The sequence below is a fragment of the Mesorhizobium sp. B4-1-1 genome (genome assembly GCF_006439375.1).
Lineage (GTDB): Bacteria > Pseudomonadota > Alphaproteobacteria > Rhizobiales > Rhizobiaceae > Mesorhizobium.
Map to the genome: position 1 here is coordinate 124,368 of NZ_VFTH01000008.1, position 16,304 is coordinate 140,671.

At 63.6% G+C, this 16,304-nt stretch carries 19 protein-coding genes and 1 pseudogene; 10 read left to right on the forward strand and 10 right to left on the reverse strand.

Features of this window, described 5'->3' with window-relative positions:
* Nucleotide 1 precedes the first annotated feature (1 nt).
* The 3 genes and pseudogenes from FJW10_RS13730 to FJW10_RS13740 form a co-directional block, all read right to left on the reverse strand.
* Nucleotides 2-1,735 (reverse strand): type I secretion system permease/ATPase, encoded by a 1,734-nt coding sequence (locus FJW10_RS13730; RefSeq protein ID WP_140900511.1) that lies wholly within the window; start codon nucleotides 1,733-1,735, stop codon nucleotides 2-4.
* A gap of 52 nt (nucleotides 1,736-1,787) precedes the next feature.
* Entirely contained in the window at nucleotides 1,788-3,251 is a 1,464-nt protein-coding gene (locus tag FJW10_RS13735) for a family 16 glycosylhydrolase (RefSeq protein ID WP_140900512.1), read from the reverse strand.
* A 326-nt stretch (nucleotides 3,252-3,577) separates the two neighbouring features.
* Nucleotides 3,578-4,363: pseudogene (locus FJW10_RS13740) on the reverse strand (pyrroline-5-carboxylate reductase dimerization domain-containing protein).
* A 229-nt stretch (nucleotides 4,364-4,592) separates the two neighbouring features.
* On the opposite strand from FJW10_RS13740, the gene FJW10_RS13745 reads away from it, so the two are divergent.
* The 3 genes from FJW10_RS13745 to FJW10_RS13755 all read left to right on the forward strand — a co-directional run bounded on the left by FJW10_RS13745 (nucleotide 4,593) and on the right by FJW10_RS13755 (nucleotide 5,660).
* Entirely contained in the window at nucleotides 4,593-5,036 is a 444-nt protein-coding gene (locus FJW10_RS13745; protein ID WP_140900513.1) for an SRPBCC family protein, read from the forward strand.
* 87 nt (nucleotides 5,037-5,123) lie between these two features.
* Nucleotides 5,124-5,363, forward strand: coding sequence for a hypothetical protein (locus FJW10_RS13750; RefSeq protein ID WP_140900514.1), 240 nt, complete (start codon nucleotides 5,124-5,126; stop codon nucleotides 5,361-5,363).
* Nucleotides 5,364-5,429: 66 nt separating this feature from the next.
* A complete protein-coding gene (locus tag FJW10_RS13755; protein ID WP_140900515.1) occupies nucleotides 5,430-5,660 on the forward strand; it encodes a hypothetical protein in 231 nt (76 codons plus the stop codon).
* Nucleotides 5,661-5,704: 44 nt separating this feature from the next.
* Here FJW10_RS13755 and FJW10_RS13760 read toward each other — a convergent pair whose 3' ends face one another.
* The 5 genes from FJW10_RS13760 to FJW10_RS13780 all read right to left on the reverse strand — a co-directional run bounded on the left by FJW10_RS13760 (nucleotide 5,705) and on the right by FJW10_RS13780 (nucleotide 9,379).
* Complete coding sequence (locus FJW10_RS13760) at nucleotides 5,705-6,409, reverse strand: SDR family oxidoreductase (RefSeq protein WP_140900516.1); 705 nt, start codon at nucleotides 6,407-6,409, stop codon at nucleotides 5,705-5,707.
* Between the two features lie 20 nt (nucleotides 6,410-6,429).
* Nucleotides 6,430-6,951: a GFA family protein gene (locus FJW10_RS13765; RefSeq protein WP_348639756.1), complete on the reverse strand. Its 522-nt coding sequence runs from the start codon at nucleotides 6,949-6,951 to the stop codon at nucleotides 6,430-6,432.
* Between the two features lie 77 nt (nucleotides 6,952-7,028).
* Nucleotides 7,029-7,244 (reverse strand): hypothetical protein, encoded by a 216-nt coding sequence (locus FJW10_RS13770; protein ID WP_140900517.1) that lies wholly within the window; start codon nucleotides 7,242-7,244, stop codon nucleotides 7,029-7,031.
* A gap of 217 nt (nucleotides 7,245-7,461) precedes the next feature.
* Nucleotides 7,462-8,724, reverse strand: coding sequence for a DNA polymerase IV (dinB, locus tag FJW10_RS13775; RefSeq protein ID WP_140900518.1), 1,263 nt, complete (start codon nucleotides 8,722-8,724; stop codon nucleotides 7,462-7,464).
* Between the two features lie 274 nt (nucleotides 8,725-8,998).
* Nucleotides 8,999-9,379: a cupin domain-containing protein gene (locus FJW10_RS13780; protein ID WP_140900519.1), complete on the reverse strand. Its 381-nt coding sequence runs from the start codon at nucleotides 9,377-9,379 to the stop codon at nucleotides 8,999-9,001.
* A 410-nt stretch (nucleotides 9,380-9,789) separates the two neighbouring features.
* Here FJW10_RS13780 and FJW10_RS13785 point away from each other — a divergent pair, with 410 nt between their 5' ends.
* Nucleotides 9,790-9,981 (forward strand): hypothetical protein, encoded by a 192-nt coding sequence (locus tag FJW10_RS13785; RefSeq protein WP_140831692.1) that lies wholly within the window; start codon nucleotides 9,790-9,792, stop codon nucleotides 9,979-9,981.
* Between the two features lie 150 nt (nucleotides 9,982-10,131).
* Here the strand turns inward: FJW10_RS13785 and FJW10_RS13790 are convergent, their stop codons facing one another.
* A complete protein-coding gene (locus tag FJW10_RS13790) occupies nucleotides 10,132-10,416 on the reverse strand; it encodes a hypothetical protein (protein WP_140831694.1) in 285 nt (94 codons plus the stop codon).
* 212 nt (nucleotides 10,417-10,628) lie between these two features.
* Between FJW10_RS13790 and FJW10_RS13795 the strand changes: the two genes are divergently transcribed.
* Together FJW10_RS13795 and FJW10_RS13800 are read left to right on the forward strand one after the other, a co-directional pair.
* Nucleotides 10,629-10,976: a hypothetical protein gene (locus tag FJW10_RS13795; protein WP_246674249.1), complete on the forward strand. Its 348-nt coding sequence runs from the start codon at nucleotides 10,629-10,631 to the stop codon at nucleotides 10,974-10,976.
* Between the two features lie 29 nt (nucleotides 10,977-11,005).
* A complete protein-coding gene (locus FJW10_RS13800) occupies nucleotides 11,006-11,242 on the forward strand; it encodes a hypothetical protein (protein ID WP_140831696.1) in 237 nt (78 codons plus the stop codon).
* A gap of 81 nt (nucleotides 11,243-11,323) precedes the next feature.
* Here the strand turns inward: FJW10_RS13800 and FJW10_RS13805 are convergent, their stop codons facing one another.
* Entirely contained in the window at nucleotides 11,324-12,541 is a 1,218-nt protein-coding gene (locus FJW10_RS13805; RefSeq protein ID WP_140900520.1) for a TadE/TadG family type IV pilus assembly protein, read from the reverse strand.
* Between the two features lie 252 nt (nucleotides 12,542-12,793).
* Here FJW10_RS13805 and FJW10_RS13810 point away from each other — a divergent pair, with 252 nt between their 5' ends.
* From FJW10_RS13810 to FJW10_RS13825, 4 genes are all read left to right on the forward strand, one after another.
* Nucleotides 12,794-14,086, forward strand: coding sequence for a pilus assembly protein TadG-related protein (locus FJW10_RS13810; RefSeq protein ID WP_246674250.1), 1,293 nt, complete (start codon nucleotides 12,794-12,796; stop codon nucleotides 14,084-14,086).
* A 4-nt stretch (nucleotides 14,087-14,090) separates the two neighbouring features.
* The gene (locus FJW10_RS13815; RefSeq protein WP_140900521.1) at nucleotides 14,091-14,531 is read left to right on the forward strand and encodes a TadE/TadG family type IV pilus assembly protein; all 441 of its coding nucleotides are present in this window, start codon (nucleotides 14,091-14,093) and stop codon (nucleotides 14,529-14,531) included.
* A 16-nt stretch (nucleotides 14,532-14,547) separates the two neighbouring features.
* Nucleotides 14,548-14,988, forward strand: a complete 441-nt coding sequence (locus FJW10_RS13820) for a TadE/TadG family type IV pilus assembly protein (protein WP_246674251.1) — start codon at nucleotides 14,548-14,550, stop codon at nucleotides 14,986-14,988.
* A gap of 411 nt (nucleotides 14,989-15,399) precedes the next feature.
* Entirely contained in the window at nucleotides 15,400-16,224 is an 825-nt protein-coding gene (locus FJW10_RS13825) for a hypothetical protein (RefSeq protein WP_140900523.1), read from the forward strand.
* Nucleotides 16,225-16,304 lie beyond the last annotated feature (80 nt).

A 16,304-nucleotide genomic window follows, 5' to 3' on the forward strand; every position in this document is an offset into this window, starting at 1 on the left:
TTCAGGATCCGTGGCGGATGGTCGGCGCGGCACGGATGGTCGGTGCGAACGATCCGGTCACCACCGTGCTCTGCCGCGTGCCCTTGCCCCTGTCTGCAGTTGACTGCCGCAGCACCTCCGCGCTCGGCCCGAACGCTTCGATGACGCCGCCGCGCAAAACCATCACGCGGTCGCAGGCCGCGGCGATGGAAGGGCGATGCGTGATCACGATCGTGGTGACGCCGGCGGCGCGCGCGGCGGCAAGCACTGCCTCGAGTGCCGCCTCGCCGGCGCCGTCGAGATGCGTGCTCGGCTCGTCCAGCACCAGGATGCGCGGGTTGCCGTAGAAGGCGCGCGCCAGCCCGATCCGCTGCCGCTCACCGCCGGACAGCGTCCCGGCGATCACCGTCTGGTAGCCGTCGCGCAGCGAAAGGATCAGCTCATGCGCCTCGGCGCGTTTTGCCGCCTCAACGATTGCGGCGTCGTCCGCGTCCGCGTCGAAGCGGGCGATGTTTTCATGGACCGAGCCGGGGAAAAGCTCCACCTCCTGCGCTAGATAGCCGATATGCCGGCCGAGCTGGTTTTCGTCCCAGGTCTTGAGTTCCGCGCCGTCGATCCTGACCGAGCCGCCACTCGGCTGGGTTGCCCCGACAAGCAGCCGCGCCAGCGTCGATTTACCGGCGCCGCTCGGGCCGACGATCGCTACCGCCTCACCGGGCTGGATCGCGAAGCTCAACCGCTTGAGGATGGGCTCGGCGCCGAAGGTGGCATTCGGCGCGATGAAGAAAAGATCCTGCGCAGAGATCGCGCCGGTCGGGTCGGGCAAGACGAGCTTGCGTGCCTCGGCCGGCTGTGCCGTGAGCGCTCCTCCCAGCCGCGACCATGCGCGTCTGGCCTCGCCAATCTGCCGCCAGGAACCGATCAGCTGGTCGAGCGGCTGCAGCGCGCGTGACGACACCAGCGAGGAGGCGAAGATCATGCCGGCCGTCATCTGGCCCTTGAGCACCAGCCAAGCGCCGGTGCCGAGGATCGCCAGCTGCAGCATCATGCGCAGCGCCCGCGAAGCGCCGCTGAAGATAGCGTTGGCGCAGGCCGAATGATCATGCAGGACAAGCGCTTCCGCCACATGGCGTCCCCATGCGCGCGCGGCGTTTTCCACCATGCCCATGGCGCGCAGCGTCTCGGCGTTGCGGGCAAAGGCCTGCTCGGCCCGGCTGGCCAGAGCCGAACGCTCCGCCGACAGCGCATCCTTCCTGCCGATGGCAAGCTGGTTGGCCACGACCAGCATGACGAGCATCGCCGCGCCGCCAAGCGTCACCCAGAAGAGCAGTGGATGGATAAGGTAGAGCAGCGCCAGGAAGACCGGCGCGAAGGGCAGGTCGAACAGCACCGCCACGCCGCGCGAGCGGATGAAGGCGCAGACCGAGGCGAGGTCGGTGAGCGGCGACGGCGCGTTCCTGGCGCCGAGCGAAGCGGCGAACATTCTTGCGCCAAGCCTGTCATTGACCGTCGCGGCGACGCGCTGCGTGTAGACCGCGCGGATGGTGTCGAGGAAGCCGAGGAAGCCGAGCGCCGCGACCGCGATGACCGACAGATAGACAAGCGTCTCGAGGCTGGAGGAGGGCAGGACGCGGTCGTAGATTTGGAGCAGGTAAAGCGGGATCACCAGCAGCAGAAGGTTGATGAGCAGCGAGAACAGCCCGACATCGGCGACGGCGCGACGCAAGACTGGCCGCAATCCCGACTGTCCCGTCATTTCCCGCACTCCCTCTCCAACCCGGATCACGGGCAGTCGCCTAACGTCCGAATCAGGCCGAATGCTCGCTTGCCGTGCCGAGATGCTGCTGCGTGCTGCTTGCAGTGTGGCTGGTCAGTGCCGCCTGGCTTGGCAAGTCGTTCAGCGTATAGGCGCGGATATAGTCGATCTTCATCTCGGCCGGTGTGGCGAGATGGTCCGGCGGCGCGCCGGCTTGGCCGCCGACCGCGAGATCGACCAGCATGTACATCGGCTTGTTCATGTCCGACGGCGTCGCCGCTTCGGCGACCTGCACGCCGTCATAGGTCCAGACCAGCTTGTCCGGCGTCCACAGCAGGCCATAGGTGTGGAAGCCGGCGGTGTCCATGGCGTTCACCGTGGATCCGACCGTCGTGTGCTGGCCCGTCTGGTTGGTGTGAGCGGTCATCAGCAGCGAATTCGGGTTCTGGCCATACTTTTCGATCACGTCGAGCTCCGGCGGCCAGGAGCCGTCCTCCGGCAGCAGCCAGAAGGCTGGCCAGGCGCCGGCATTCTCCGGCAGGTCGGCCTTCATTTCGAAATAGCCATAGGTCTGCGAGAACGAGTCATGCGTGGTCAGGATGCCGGAGGTGTATTCGTAATTGTTGATCAGCGGCTTGATGTCGGCCGGCGCCTGCGCGGCGGTGATGGAGAGCACGCCGTTCTGCACGCTGAACGGATGCACCGAGCTGGTCGGGCCGTAATTGGCGTCGATGTACCACTGCAGCTCGCCATTGCGGGTGAGCGTGCTGCCGTTCGCCGCGCCCCACCAGAAGTTGGTGTCCCAGGTGCCGCCCTGGCTGTTGTGAAGGTTCAGCGTGTTGAACTCGTCGCTGAAGGACAGCGTCATGCCGGACTTGTCGATCGGCAGCTCGAACTGGTTGGGCTGCAGCTTGTCGATTGTCATGTTCTTGAATTCGAGAATCTCGCCCGATCCGAGATTCAGCATCACATTGGGGCCCGCCTGGATCAGGTTCTCGTGGATGGCGGCGAACGACGTGAACCCGTAGCCATCGAGGCGCACGGTATCGTTCGAGGCAAAATTGACGATCAAGTCGCTTCCATTACCCTTCGCGATGATGAAAGTGTCGGCGCCGCCGCCGCCATCGATCAGGACATCGTTGCCCGCGCCGCCGTCCAGGGTCTGGCCGCCCGCCGCGGCGGTGATGATGTTGTCCAGGGCATTGCCGAAGGCATAGTTATGGGCGTTGGTGACGACGAGGTTTTCGACGTTGTTCGGCAGCGTGTAGCTCATCCAAGTATTGATCGTGTCGATGCCCTCTCCAGGGTTCTCGACCACCTTGTTGCTCGCCGAATAGAGGTAATAGATGTCGTCGCCGGGGCCGCCATACATGGTGACGTTGACGCCGCTGGCGCCCCAGATGGAGTCGTTGCCGCTGCTGCCGTTGAATGTCGGTCCGGACGTTGCCGAAAACCAATGATTGGAAGCGCCGCTATAGTAGAGAGGAACGCCTATCGCGTTGACGACGAAGCTCATCGTGCACTCCTTCCGCGCTGCCCCGCCCGGAGGTTCATTGCAGGTTCAAGCGACCGCTTCGAACCAAATTTGCAACGTGGACTATGGTTCCCGAAAACAAGCAAATAGTACAGAGAAAAATTGCCAGTATTTTTATCGATATTTTGTGAAGATAGAATAAGTTGTATCTAATACAATCATGGCGTGAGTTATTCCCAATTTTACTTAATTTTGCAAGATTTTCTGCCAAAAGATTGTGCGGACAGCCGCGAACGGATGCATTGGCCGCAGCGGGAGCCACAGGTGGTGGCCGATCGAGTCTTGGCCTTTAGGATTGGAGCGTCCGCTCACGTCTCGCCCATCGCGATCGATTTCCTGAACGCCGCCTCGAGCCCCTTGGCGACCGCCTCGTCGAATCCGGCTTCGCGCATCGTCTCGATCGCGGCGGCGGTCGTGCCGTGATAGCCGAGGAAGGCCTTTACCGTGTCGGCTGGCGAAGCGTCGTTCAAGTCGATCAGCCGGCCGGTGCCGGTCAGCACCGTATTCACGGCGCGCTGCGCCACTTCGGGCTTCAGGCCAAACGCGATAGCGTGGCGCATCATGGCATCGGCCAAAAGGGCGGGGAAGGCCGGGCCGGACAGGCCGGTGAGATAGTCGATGTCGCGTTCGCTGCCGACCTCGTCCTGGCTGCCGCAGGCGCAAAAGATCGCGCGCACGATGGCGCGGTCCACGCCGGTGGCATCGCTGCTCGCGATCCAAGGCTTATAGGATTTCGCGACCTCGGCCGCGGCGTTGGGCAATGTGCGCGCCACCCGGCGCGTGCCATGCTTCGCGCCGATCTCGGCAAGGCGGATGCCGGCCATTACCGAGATCACAAGCTTGCCCTTGGCGTCGATGGTAAGCGACGGCCAGTCCTGCGGCCGCACCGAAAGCATGATGACATCTCAGCGGTCGGCGAGCGCCTGGTTGTCGTCGGTCCAGAACGCGCCGGCAAAACGATCCGGCTTGGCGCTGCGGTAGGAGAGGGCAAGGTCCTGCGCGCGAACGACGCCGGCCTGAAGCGCGGCATCCGCGATGGCGCCGCCCAGCCAGCCCGCGCCGCCGACGATGCCGAGTCTGATTGAAACGTTCATGTCCGCTCCCTCCATTGAAAGGCGCACGGCCCGAGTCGGATGATTTCAGGTCAAATCGAGCTGAAATCATCCGACTCTAGATCAAAAAGATAGAGCATGATGTCATCCGAAAGCCGCTTCACACTTTTCGGCATCATGCTCTAGCCAAAAAGTTTGACAGCCCTCTGTCGGATCGGCTGGAGCCCGCCCGTCCTTGGGGCATCGATCAACTGAAGAAGGATATCGAGATATGCCGAGCACCATCCACCTGCACCGCGTCCTGGCGACCAAGCCGGAGAAGGTCTACCGCGCATTCGTCGAGGCCGATGCGCTGGCAAAATGGCTGCCGCCGAATGGCTTTACCTGCACGGTGCACCAGTTCGAGGGCAAGGTCGGCGGCACCTACAAGATGTCCTTCCGCAACTTCACCACGGGCGACAGCCACGCCTTCGGCGGCGAATTCGTCGAGCTCGTTCCGGGCGAGCGCCTGCGCTACACCGACCGCTTCGACGATCCCAACCTGCCGGGCCAGATCGAAGTGACGGTGACCTTGAAGAAAGTGTCGGTCGGCACCGAGATCAACATCACCCAAGCCGGCATCCCGGACGCCATCCCCGCCGAGGCCTGTTATCTCGGCTGGCAGGAATCGCTGCGCAACCTGGCCAAGCTCGTCGAGCCGGAGATCAACCAGTAAAATTGAGGGCGGCGGCGGCCGGTGCAACGGCCGCCGCCTTACCCAAGGTAAGTAAAATTTCACCAAGCGCTGTTAAAATCCGCTTCCATGGATCGCAACAAGAACAACGACCTGTTTGTCCTGATGGCCGCGCTTGCCGCCATCGCGATCTACAACATTGCCTGCGGCATCAAGACAGGCGAAGTCCGCGGCAAGTTGCATTGGGTCGCTCTCTCGGACGACCCGACTCGATTCTGGAACATCGTGGTCGGCAATTCGATTGTCCTGGTGGCGTCGATAGCCTTCCTATGCGTTCTGTGCGTGCTAAAATCCCGCAGGCCCGGATGATCCGAGGCGACGTGCCGTCCACACGACGATAAGCAAAATTTCATCGGGCGCGGCTAGACGTGCTGCATGGGTCGCAACAAGCACGACGCCGTCTTTGTGCTGGTGGCGGCACTCGCCGCCTTCGCCATCTATAACCTTGCCTACGGCCTCAAGACCGGCGAGATCCGGGGCAGACTCAGCTGGATTTCGTGTGTGGACGACCCGGCGCGTTTTTGGAGCAACGTTTTCGGCAATGTCGCCGCTGTCATTGCCTTGTTGGGCTTTCTCTGGCTGTTGCACCTTCGCCGCCGCAAATGACGTAGCGCCCGGCAACACCGGGTGCCGTCCTGCCGCGGCGTGACTTACAGCGCCCTTGTGATGCCGCCGTCGACGCGGATGTTCTGCCCGGTGATGTAGGCGGCCCCATCGGAGGCGAGGAACGAGATCGTCGCGGCGATCTCTTCCGACGTGCCGTAGCGCTTCATCGGCACGCTGTCGCGGCGCTCGTTCGTCGTCGGCAGGCTGTCGATCCAGCCGGGTAGCACATTGTTCATGCGGATGTTGTCGGCGGCATAGGTGTCGGCGAAGATCTTGGTGTAGGCGGCAAGCCCGGCGCGCGCCACGGCCGAGGTCGGAAACATCGCGCTCGGCTCGAACGCCCAGGCGGTCGAGATGTTGATGATGACGCCTGACTTCTGCTTCTGCATCACCGGCGTCACCAGCCGGGTCGGGCGCACGGCGTTGAGGAAATAAGTGTCGATGCCCTTGTGCCAGTCCTCGTCGCTGATCTCGATGATCTGCGCGCGGGGTCCGTGGCCGGCGCTGTTGACCAGCACGTCGATGCGGCCCCAGCGTTCCAGCGCGCCGTCGGCAAGGCGCTTCAGGTCTTCGTTCGACTGGTTGGAGCCGGTGACGCCGAAGCCGCCGAGCTCCTTGCCCAGCGCCTCGCCCTTGCCGGAGGAGGAGAGCACGCCGACCTTGAAGCCGTCCGCGGCCAGGCGCTTGGCCGCCGCAGCCCCCATGCCGCTGCCGCCCGCCGTCACCAGAGCTACTTTTTCTACTGCCATGTCGCTGTCCATCCCGGTGTTTAGGTTGAAAGCGATCCTGTTAGCATGCGGAGGGCAGGGAATGAACCGGATTGGATTGCGCCAAGGCGATTGACGAAAGCGGCGGAGCGCTCAATCTTCCCCTCGAGGGGCAGATTGGCAGTTCCGCCGTCGCCTCCCCGCCTATCCACGCATGCCTTCTCTCCTCCCATGCAACGCGCGTCGGCGCCGGAAACGCCGGATCCGCAAAACAGCCCACCGCCATCGCGATCGCGTCCGGCTTGCGCTCTGGCTCTCAGAAGACGCTGGAGCCGCACTCCGGGCAGAAATGGAACATGACCGCGTGGCCGCCGTCGGACAATCGCTTTGTAGGTGCTGGCGGTCTCTTCGGCCGTGACCGCCGAGCGCGCGAAGAATGCGGCAATGACGTAAGTGCTGCCGGTCCGCCTCTGGCACTCGAGGCAATGACACAACGCGACCAGTCGCGGCTCGCCGTCACAGGAGATCTTCAGTTGCCCGCAGGCACAGGATGCGGTTCGCATGGGCTGCCTCATGGTCGACATGAATGCTTCGCGTGCCTCGCGGCCCGGCAAATCGATACTTTCGGGGGAGATTCGCGGCTCGCGCGCCAGCTCACATCCTAAACCGTCTTCGACACGCGCGCGCAGCGGCCGGGCCTCACGTCGCCCGGCGTCAAGGGCAGGCCCTTGCCGGCTGCCACCGCCGGCTCGTGCCAGTCGCGCAGCGCCTGATCGGCCGCGCAATAGCCCCAGTTCACCAGATCGACGGTCTCTTCGCTGCCCAGGAAATGCAGCGATGTGCCGATATCGGCAGGCGCGATGGCGGCGGTCTGCATGAAATTCGGCTCGGGTCGCGTCTGGCTTGCTGGCGATCACCCAGAAGACGCCGCGCGCCGCCGCATAGTCGGGCCGCGTCGCGTCATTGGGCAGGCCGCGATCGTCGGCGTCCTTGGCCGCCTGGAAGCGTGCCACCAGATCCCGGCGCCACAGCGAGCGCACTTGGTTGTCGGTGTGACGATGCGGCTGGCCTGGGGGAGGTGAGCGCAGGCCGCTCTATAACTCCTTCTCCGCGAGCTCCCTGAAACCGTCCGGTACCGAGCGCGGGCCTTCCAGCGCCACCGTGCCATAGCCGACCGCCTCCTTGCCGAAGCGCTGGCGGATCTTGTCGATAGCGCGGTCGGCGCCGAAGCGGGCGAGACCTTTTCGGCTGCCAGGCCTGAGCTTCTCGTCCGCCAGGCCGAGCGGCAGTTCGAGCTGCAGCTCGGCATGCTCATCCAGATGCGAGACGGAGATGGCGAGCAGCGAGATGTCGCGCTCGCCCGGATGGGCGGCGAGCACGCCGCGCACCAGCTCCTCGGCGATCTCGGCCAGCATCGCGGTCGCCTGGATCGGCTGCTCCAGCGTAATCGAGCGGCTCACCGCGCGCATGTCGGCGAAGCGCACGCGCACCGTGACCGTGCGCCCGGGCCGGTCCTTGGCGCGCAACCGGCTGGCGACGCGGTCGGCAAGATGCAGCAGCGTCGGCACGAAGACGCGCGCCACCGCCGGTTTCCTGCCCAGCGCCGATTGCGCGCCGGCCGAATGCGCGCGCCGATGCATCTCCAGCTTGCGCGGGTCGCGGTTCCAGGCAAGCGCGGCAAGCTTCTGGCCGGCGGCATGGCCGATCAGCCGCTCCAGCGCCCCGCTATGCGTGCGCGCCAATTGCCCGATCGTCTCGACGCCGATTTCCGCGAGCCTGGCCTTGGTCGCGGGGCCGACGCCCCACATCAGCGTGACGGGCAAATCGTGCAGGAAGGCGAGCTCGGTGCCGGGCTCGACCACCACCAATCCGTCTGGCTTGGCGACCTGCGAGGCGATCTTGGCGAGATGCTTTGTCCGCGCCACGCCGATCGAGATCGGCAGGCCGAGCTCGGCCTTCACCCGCGCGCGGATTTTTCGCGCGATCTCTTGCGGAGGGCCAAACAGATGCGTGCAGCCGGCGACATCGGCAAAGGCCTCGTCGATCGAGATGCGTTCGACCACCGGCGTGAAATCGTCGAGCACCTTGATCGCCGCATCGCCGAGACGCTGGTACTCGGAAAAATGACCGCCGACGAAAATGAGCTGCGGGCAGAGCTCGCGCGCCTTGCGGCCGGGCATGCCGCCGCGCACGCCGAAGACCTTGGCCTCATAGGAAGCCGCCAGCACCACGCCGCCGCCGACGGCGATCGGCTTGCCGCGCAATGATGGATCGAGCAACTGCTCGACGGAGGCGTAGAAGGCATCGAGATCGGCATGCAGGATGGTGGCGGCAGCGGCGGCGTCCGTAGCGAGCATCCTGCGCTCCCGTCTGCAGCGCCCGCTTTGCCGCGGTGCAGTATTAGATTTCTCTGTTGGAAAAGGCAGATTTAGGGAACATAAAGAGAACAAAAGCAGTCTGGTGTCAAGGCCCTGTGAGCTTGCTTTCTGTGTCTTCATACAAACGAATGAGCCTGCCTCATTCATTCGAATGAGGCGGCGATTGCACCTGCGAAGGGACCAAGGTGACGTCGCCTCGATCCCGCAGCCTTGGCTGGTGCAGCTTCATAGCCGCCCATCGGCTGAATCCGGCCTATGCTGGTTTGGCGTATTGCTCGGCGCTCAGCACCTCGATGCACTGGAAGGGCTGATTGCCTTCCACCCAGGCGTCGTGGCCCGGCGGGATGGTGTAGGAACTGCCGGCCTCGAAGGTCTTTTGCGTGCCGTCGGTCATGCGCACGGTGATCGAGCCGGATACGACGTAGCCGACATGCGAGACCTGGCAGCTGTCGGTCTTGACCACCGGCTTCACGCATTCGGACCATTTCCAGCCCGGCTGCATGTTCATCCGCGCCAGCGAATAACCTGGCAGCCGCACGATTTCGACGCGCGTCTTGGCGGGCGCGCGGACTTCGTCCGGATTGTTGTGCGATTTGGATTCGAGTTTCGTCACCTGCATTGCAGTTTCGGCCATGGCATCCTCCCTTGTGCAAGCGGAGCCCGACATTGCGATCGTCGGCGACCGCTGGCTTACTCATACCCCATATTATGAGGTATCGCTAATATAATTGGAGGCGCTCTCGGCCTTCGAAAATTTTTAGCGTTTCCTATCGGAAGTTAATGCGGGACCCGATCGCCGGGTGCTTCCTGTTCTCGCGCTGGCACGGCGGTGGTTGAGGGACCCACCGTTCTCGCCCGACAGGGAGAATTCGATGCGAACCCTCGGCAACGATGAAGGCGATACCATCGCGACTTTTCGCAATCCCCCATCAGCAGGATGCCGAACCTGCCTCAGCGCTTACCGAGCGCGGCGCCGGTGCCACATAGTCGGGCGAGGGGGAAACTTTTGGGTGGAGATAATCAGCAACCATCGGGAGGAAATCGATGCTTGATCAGGTCGTGAATGGCTATTCGCGCGTGCCGGTCATTGCCGCCCGTCGCGGCCCGCCGGGGCTCCGCCGATGCTGCGACAGCTATGTCTGTCCGGTCTGCACGCAGGTCGTCGAACTGACGGATTATTGCCAGGTGTTATGGCATCAGCGACCCGGCCATCAGCCGATGGACGTCGGGGACTGAATTCTACTTCGGTTTGGGCGAATACTTGGAGCGGCTCGACGCCATTGCAGAAGCGGAACCGCTCCAAGGGCGGCCCGCGTCTCCCAAGAATACGCGGGCCGGAAGCACGACAAGCAAGACCCTTTGGCCAACTGGTCGCGTTCGCCAGGGTCAGCCGCCGCTCGCGGGAGCGGGAGCTGGGCCCGGCGCCGGAGCAGCGGGTGCCGGCGACGGTGTCTTGGTCGGCGCCGGCGGCGTGTCGGCCTTTGGCGCCTCGATCTTGGGCGTGTCGATCTTGACGTTGACGTCGGTCGATCCGCCGCCACCGCCGCCGACATTGATGATGCCGGTGAAGAACAGCAGCCCGACGATCACGATGATGGCGAGAACGACTGCGACCGCGGTTCCGCCGCCGCCACCGCCGCCTGTGTTTACAACTGTAGGTCCGTCGGCCACGACTTCCTCTCCTTTCGCCGATCTCGATTGTCGGGCAACGACAGCATGAAGCGATTGTTCCAGCCTTCGGGCGACGGTCCGGGGCCATGCTCAGACTGAAGTCTCATCCATCGAACGCAGAGGCCCGACCCCCCGATTTCCACGCAACAACAGCGGCACCAATTCATTGGCTAGCAAGCCGCCGGACAAAGTCCCTTCATCGGCGGTCGACGATGGGTGCCCGCCATTCCTGCGATATGGCGGGCATTCCTTCCGCTCTGGAAACTCTCTTGGAGTTGCTGGCCGTGCAACCCGGCAACGTGATCGCGAACCTGTTTGCCGCGCTGCTTTTGGCGGGATTGATCGGCGGCGTCTTCCTCCTCTTCGGCAGGCCGCTTTGGCCACAGCGCCATGCCCAGATGGTGGTCCTTCTTCCGATCGACACGATGGCCACCGGATCGGTGCGCAAGGCCTGTGTCGAGCCATGCCTGCCTGTTCGTTTCGATCTCAAGCTCGCGCCCGTCAGGCCATCCGACGAACACAAGCGAGGGAACCAGTCCGCGCCTCATACCGTTGATTGAGCGAAGGGATGGCGCAGGCGGAGGCCGCCATGCATAATTTCGAACTCATCGATCTTTTGTGCGTCATCGACGCATGCGCGAGCGGCCGTTTGGCCGGACGTGTGGTGCCGATGTCAAAGGCTGTCGAGGAATTTCGCGTCCTGACCGGCGATTTCGTCTCGTCGGATACAGATGCGGCCAACGCCTTGACGCAGGTCGCGCTCGAGCGCGGCTGCGCGGTGCTCTTCGACGAGCAGCCGGGCGCGGATATCATAGGCGGATCGTGATCTTCCCTGGAAGCGATTCCAGGAAAAGTGCGAGCGGTTTTCCGTCCGGAATTGCATTTCAAAGGATGACGAAATTGGCGCTCATTTCGCCAGCGTGATCATCCGTCCCGCATACATCGCGCGGTTCCCAAGCTCGGCCGTGCAGTCCGATTTAACTGCGGAGCTTCCCGTCATTGCGACAGTGTCGCCGACCAGCCGCAGGCAACTGCCTTCGGCGTTCATATCCGAATTTCCGGCATAGGTGATGGCAGCGTCCGGGGCGTAGATGAAACCGCTCACCACCGAGCCGGATCCGCCGTTCAGCGTCAGCGCCTGTGTGTTGCCGCGCGCCTGGTAGATTGTGATGCCGGCGTAGGGGCCGCTGCTCGGCGGCGACAGGCTCACCTGCTCGTTGGCGTTGATGATGAGCTGCGAGTTCTCCATCAGGAAGATCGTCACGCCCTGGCCGCTGAGGCTGCCGTTGCCGCCCGGCTTTATGGTGACGTTGCGCATGATGTAGGTGCCCGGACTGAGGGTAATCTTTCCCGACAGCGTCTTGTCGCAGTAGGTGCCCGGCGAAAGCGTTATCGTCTTGCCGTTCGGCACTGGCAGGCAGAGCGTGTAGGGAGGCGGAACGACGTCCGCCAGCGGATCGAACGAGGCATACTGGTTTTCCTGCGCCGCGCCGCAGGAAAGAGTGGCGCTGGGCGGCGTCAACCCTTGCGTGCCGCCGACTGTCGAGACGCAGCCAGCGCTGACGATCGCCGAGCCGCCCCGGCTGACGGCGTCGCCGGCGTCCGAATTGGCCGCGATCACGCAACCGCTCATCGCCACATTGGTGGAGCCCTGCAGGCTGACCGCGCCGTCGGCATGCTGATCGAGCGCGAGCACGCAGGCTTGCGCGCCGGGCTTGATCTTGACGGAGGCGGAGCGCGTTGCCGGCCAGGCCGGCATGCCGGGGACGAAGGCCGGTCGGCTGATGCTCGACGACAGCGAAATGAAGTAGGCGCTCGGACTTCCGCTGGCCCCGGCCTGGAAGGCGGCGACGCTGCCCGAATATTCCTGCGCGTCGGCGGCGCTCATATTGGCCACGAAGAAGGTCTGGCCGAGTTGCTGCACGTCGCTCGCCGACATGCTCGCCTGGTATTTCGTACCGATCGCAAGGCCGGCCGCGTCCAGCGAATTCTGCAACTGCGCGGCGTCGTCGCTGGTGCCGATCAGGTCGACGGATCCTGCCAGGGCAAGCATCAGCGGCACCATGGCCACCGCGGTCGCGACCGCGAAGTTGCCGCGCCTCGAAGCCCAGAAACGTGCAAACATGGAAGCCCGCCCTCGTCCTATCTGCGAGAGTGATAGGCACGCTGTCTCTACGGGCGATTTCCAAAAAAGATAAAATGCAGAAAGTGCTAAAATATACGGTTTAACTGATGGTTACACCTTAAGTCTGAGAGTTTTTGGGCCTTAAGTCTTAGTGTGCGCGGCGCAAGGCCGGGGTGGCGGCCTGATGCAGTCCTAACAGCGCAAGTCGAGGGAAATAATTAGGCATTCGTTCATACGCCGATGATGAACGTAATGGCCGGGATAGCTTGGGTGCACTCGGCCATGGCCTTTTCAGGTCGGTTCATCGGAAATCTTTTTTCTCGACTGGTCTCTCGACGCTTTTGCGAAGGCAAGGGCGGCAATGTCGCGACCATCTTCGCGCTGACCCTGCCGGTGGTCATCGGCGGCGCCGGCCTCGGCGTCGAGACGTCCTATTGGTACTATTCGAGCCTGAAGCTGCAGGCGATCGCGGACGCCGCGGCCTATGCTGGCGCGCTGGAGAAGGTCGCGGGCTCCGATACCACCGCCATCACCGCCGCCGCCACGTCATCGGCCGGCTCGAACGGACTGGGCGGCGGCACCATCGTCGTCAACACGCCGCCGGCGTCCGGGCCGAACACGGCCAAGAAGGCGGTGGAGGTGATCCTCAACCAGAATCTCGACCGGATCTTCACGTCCATCTTCACGCAGACGAAGGTGCCCGAGCAGGCGAGGGCGGTGGCTCTGATCACCGATGCCTCGAAGGCCTGCGTGCTGGCGCTCAATCCCTCGGCATCACAGGCCGCCCTTTTTTCCGGCAACACCAGCGTCAAGTTCACCGGCTGCTCGGTCATGTCGGACTCGCTCGCCTCCGACGCCATCAAGGTGCAGGGTTCGGCCGGCCTCCAGGCCGACTGCCTGATCACGGTCGGCGGCATGGTGCTGAACAATCCGGTGACCACGCTCTGCAAGTCTCCGATCACCCAGGCGCTGCCGGCCTCTGACCCGTTCGCCAGCCTGCCGGCGCCCGCATCCTCTAACCAGTGTCAGCCCGTGAACAGTGGCAAGTCAGCACAAATATTGCAGCCCGGGACCTATTGCAGTGGCATGAATCTCAATGGCAATGTGGCGCTGTCTTCCGGTACTTATGTCGTGCAGGGTAATTTGAAGATCAACGCCGGCGCCGTCGTCACCTGCGCGGCGCCTTGCACCGGCGTCACCATCTTTATGGCCGGTAGCAATACCGTAAGCATCAACGGCAATGCTACGGTGACGCTGAGCGCGCCGACCTCGGGCACCTATTCCGGCGTGCTGTTCTACGGCGACCGGACAGGAACGGCGGCGCAGAGCACCTTCAACGGCACCGCAAATTCGCTTTTGACCGGTGCGATCTACTTCCCCAGGCAGCAGGTCAATTATCTTGGCAATTTCTCGGGCCTGGACGGCTGCACGCAAGTCGTTGCCGACACCATCCAGTGGTCGGGCAATGCGACCATCAACCAGGACTGCTCGAAATACGGGGGCGGGGATATCCCGGCTGCACCGTCGGTCGCGATCGTCGAGTAACAGCATGGGGCCGCTGCCGATCCGCTTCCGCAAGAACCGCTGCGGCGCCGCCGCAGTGGAATTCTCGCTCGTGCTGCCGGTGCTGTGCGTCGCTCTCTTCGGTATCGCGGACGGCTGGTCCTACGTCACCAGTTCGCTGGCGATGCGGGCCAGCGTGAAAACGGCGGCGAACCTGCTGTTGGCCGGCTCCTCCGACGACAGCGCCACCCAAGCAGCAGCGCTCGCAAGCTGGGACAACAAGCCCGCCGACGCGGCGGTCACCGTGAACCGCACCTACAAATGCGGAACGACCGTGGTTGACGCGGCGACCCCGTGCACGGGGTCGAACCTACGCACGATCTATGTCCAGATCCAGGCGTCCGGAACCTGGGTTCCCCCGTTTACCTTCGGCCCCTTCCCAAACAACACCTCGATCGGCCATCAGCAGGTGGTTCGTGTCCGCTAAAGCAACCCCAGGAAAAGTGCGCCGCAGCCTTCCGCCCGGAATTGCGCCTCGATACAAGCAAATAGCTAGGGCGTTCGCCGGCAATGCCTCGGGCGGGGCCGCGATTGAGTTCGCGCTGATCGTGCCCTTCCTGATCATGCTCCTGTTCGGCATCTTCGCCTTCGGCTGGTCGATGAACAACGCCTCCAGCGTCCGCTATGCGCTCGAAGCCTCCGCGCGCTCGCTGCAGCTCAACAACACGCTTACTCAGGCCGATATCCAGGCCGTCGCCACGCAGAAACTGCAGGCGCTGGGCCTGCAGAACGTGAACGTCACCATTACCACCGACCCGGTGAGCGGCGGCTTCCGCATGGCACACGTCAACGCCAGCTATGCCTTCGTCATCAGTTTCCCCTATTTCAGCGATTACCCGATCAGCTACACGACCTCGGTGGCCGTGCCGCTGGTCGGCGGTTAGAGGATCGGTGCCGGGTCCAGCACCGGTGCACAAGGTCAGGAGCCGGGCGCCGCCTCAACCCTTGAAGCAGAACGCCTGCGCTGCGGAACCCTCTTCATAGCTGCGCCGAACCGGGTGACAGGGCCTTGCTGCCGTCGCCTTGCGGGGGCGCAAGAAACATCTTTGGGACCATGGTCTGGCGAGACAAGGGCCCTCATTGTTCCAAACGGCCCAAGGGTGCTCGGCCCTTTGTATTTCCATTGAATTTCAATATGTTAACGTGCCATTTCGTGAAGATCGCCGAAGGATGGCGACCCGTGCTCTCATTTCGCGACCGCGATTGCTTAAAGTTTATCCAACGCCATTAGGAAATTCTCATAAGAGGCTGTCTAGCGGTGGGCCATGACGACGATTCATCTGCGGAGAAGCAAAATGACATTGCGAAAGACACTTCTGGCATCTCTTGCCATTCTGGCGCTCGCGGCGGCCCCCGCGCTTGCCGGCGCTGGCGGCAATGGCGGCGGCCACGGCCATGGCGGCGGTAATGGCGGCGGTAACGGAAACGGCGGCGGCAACGGAAATGGCGGTGGCAATGCCGGCGGCAACGGCAATGGTGGTGCCTCGCACGGCAAGTCGGCTTCCGCTCCCGGTCACAACAAGGGCACCGACAGCGCGTCCGACAACAGCGCGTCTGACGACAGCTCGACCGACAACACGACCACGGCCGCCACACCCAAGGAAAAGAACATCCACGCCAAGCTCGGCCGGTTGAACTCGCTGAAGCGCAATCTAAGCGCCTACGAGCATTCCAAGAGCAAGAAATTCGCCGGCGTCCAGGCTTACGCGACGCAGGCCGCGGCGGCCAAGAACGCGCAGGCCAAGCTCGACGCCGCGAACGCCCAATTGACCACCGACCAGAGCAAGCTCGCCGACCTCTCTCAGCAACTCGCCGATCTCAACGCGACCGACACGACCGGCTTCACGACCGAACAGCAGGCCGCTCTCGATGCGCAGGTTGCCGACGTTCAGGGGCAGATTGACGCCCAGAACACGGCAATCACCGCCGACAACCAGGCGGTCACCGATGCCCAGGCCGCGGTTGACAACGCGCCGCCCCCCACTGACGCGTCCTTGGACGCGGCCCTTACCGAGATGGCCAACAAGCCGGTCGACGCCGACGTCACCGCCTGGGCCAAGGACACGCTAGCGGGCAAGATCGACGCGCAAGCCGCTGCCACGGCGACGACAACACCATAAGGCCGGGCGAACCGACCAGAGGGTGAACGAAAGCCGCCGGGCCTCGTCCGGCGGCTTTTTTGTCGGTGTGTCGCCCGCCG

Coding starts and splice junctions, on each gene's coding strand:
- FJW10_RS13815 (WP_140900521.1), top strand. CDS start 14,091: ATGGGGCCGCTGCCGATCCGCTTCCGCAAGAACCGCTGCGGCGCCGCC.
- FJW10_RS13810 (WP_246674250.1), top strand. CDS start 12,794: ATGGCCGGGATAGCTTGGGTGCACTCGGCCATGGCCTTTTCAGGTCGG.
- FJW10_RS13780 (WP_140900519.1), bottom strand. CDS start 9,379: ATGGCCGAAACTGCAATGCAGGTGACGAAACTCGAATCCAAATCGCAC.
- FJW10_RS13755 (WP_140900515.1), top strand. CDS start 5,430: ATGGGTCGCAACAAGCACGACGCCGTCTTTGTGCTGGTGGCGGCACTC.
- FJW10_RS13805 (WP_140900520.1), bottom strand. CDS start 12,541: ATGTTTGCACGTTTCTGGGCTTCGAGGCGCGGCAACTTCGCGGTCGCG.
- FJW10_RS13745 (WP_140900513.1), top strand. CDS start 4,593: ATGCCGAGCACCATCCACCTGCACCGCGTCCTGGCGACCAAGCCGGAG.
- FJW10_RS13760 (WP_140900516.1), bottom strand. CDS start 6,409: ATGGCAGTAGAAAAAGTAGCTCTGGTGACGGCGGGCGGCAGCGGCATG.
- FJW10_RS13730 (WP_140900511.1), bottom strand. CDS start 1,735: ATGACGGGACAGTCGGGATTGCGGCCAGTCTTGCGTCGCGCCGTCGCC.
- FJW10_RS13770 (WP_140900517.1), bottom strand. CDS start 7,244: ATGCAGACCGCCGCCATCGCGCCTGCCGATATCGGCACATCGCTGCAT.
- FJW10_RS13735 (WP_140900512.1), bottom strand. CDS start 3,251: ATGAGCTTCGTCGTCAACGCGATAGGCGTTCCTCTCTACTATAGCGGC.
- FJW10_RS13795 (WP_246674249.1), top strand. CDS start 10,629: ATGGGTGCCCGCCATTCCTGCGATATGGCGGGCATTCCTTCCGCTCTG.
- FJW10_RS13785 (WP_140831692.1), top strand. CDS start 9,790: ATGCTTGATCAGGTCGTGAATGGCTATTCGCGCGTGCCGGTCATTGCC.
- FJW10_RS13825 (WP_140900523.1), top strand. CDS start 15,400: ATGACATTGCGAAAGACACTTCTGGCATCTCTTGCCATTCTGGCGCTC.
- dinB (WP_140900518.1), bottom strand. CDS start 8,724: ATGCTCGCTACGGACGCCGCCGCTGCCGCCACCATCCTGCATGCCGAT.
- FJW10_RS13750 (WP_140900514.1), top strand. CDS start 5,124: ATGGATCGCAACAAGAACAACGACCTGTTTGTCCTGATGGCCGCGCTT.
- FJW10_RS13800 (WP_140831696.1), top strand. CDS start 11,006: ATGCATAATTTCGAACTCATCGATCTTTTGTGCGTCATCGACGCATGC.
- FJW10_RS13765 (WP_348639756.1), bottom strand. CDS start 6,951: ATGTCGACCATGAGGCAGCCCATGCGAACCGCATCCTGTGCCTGCGGG.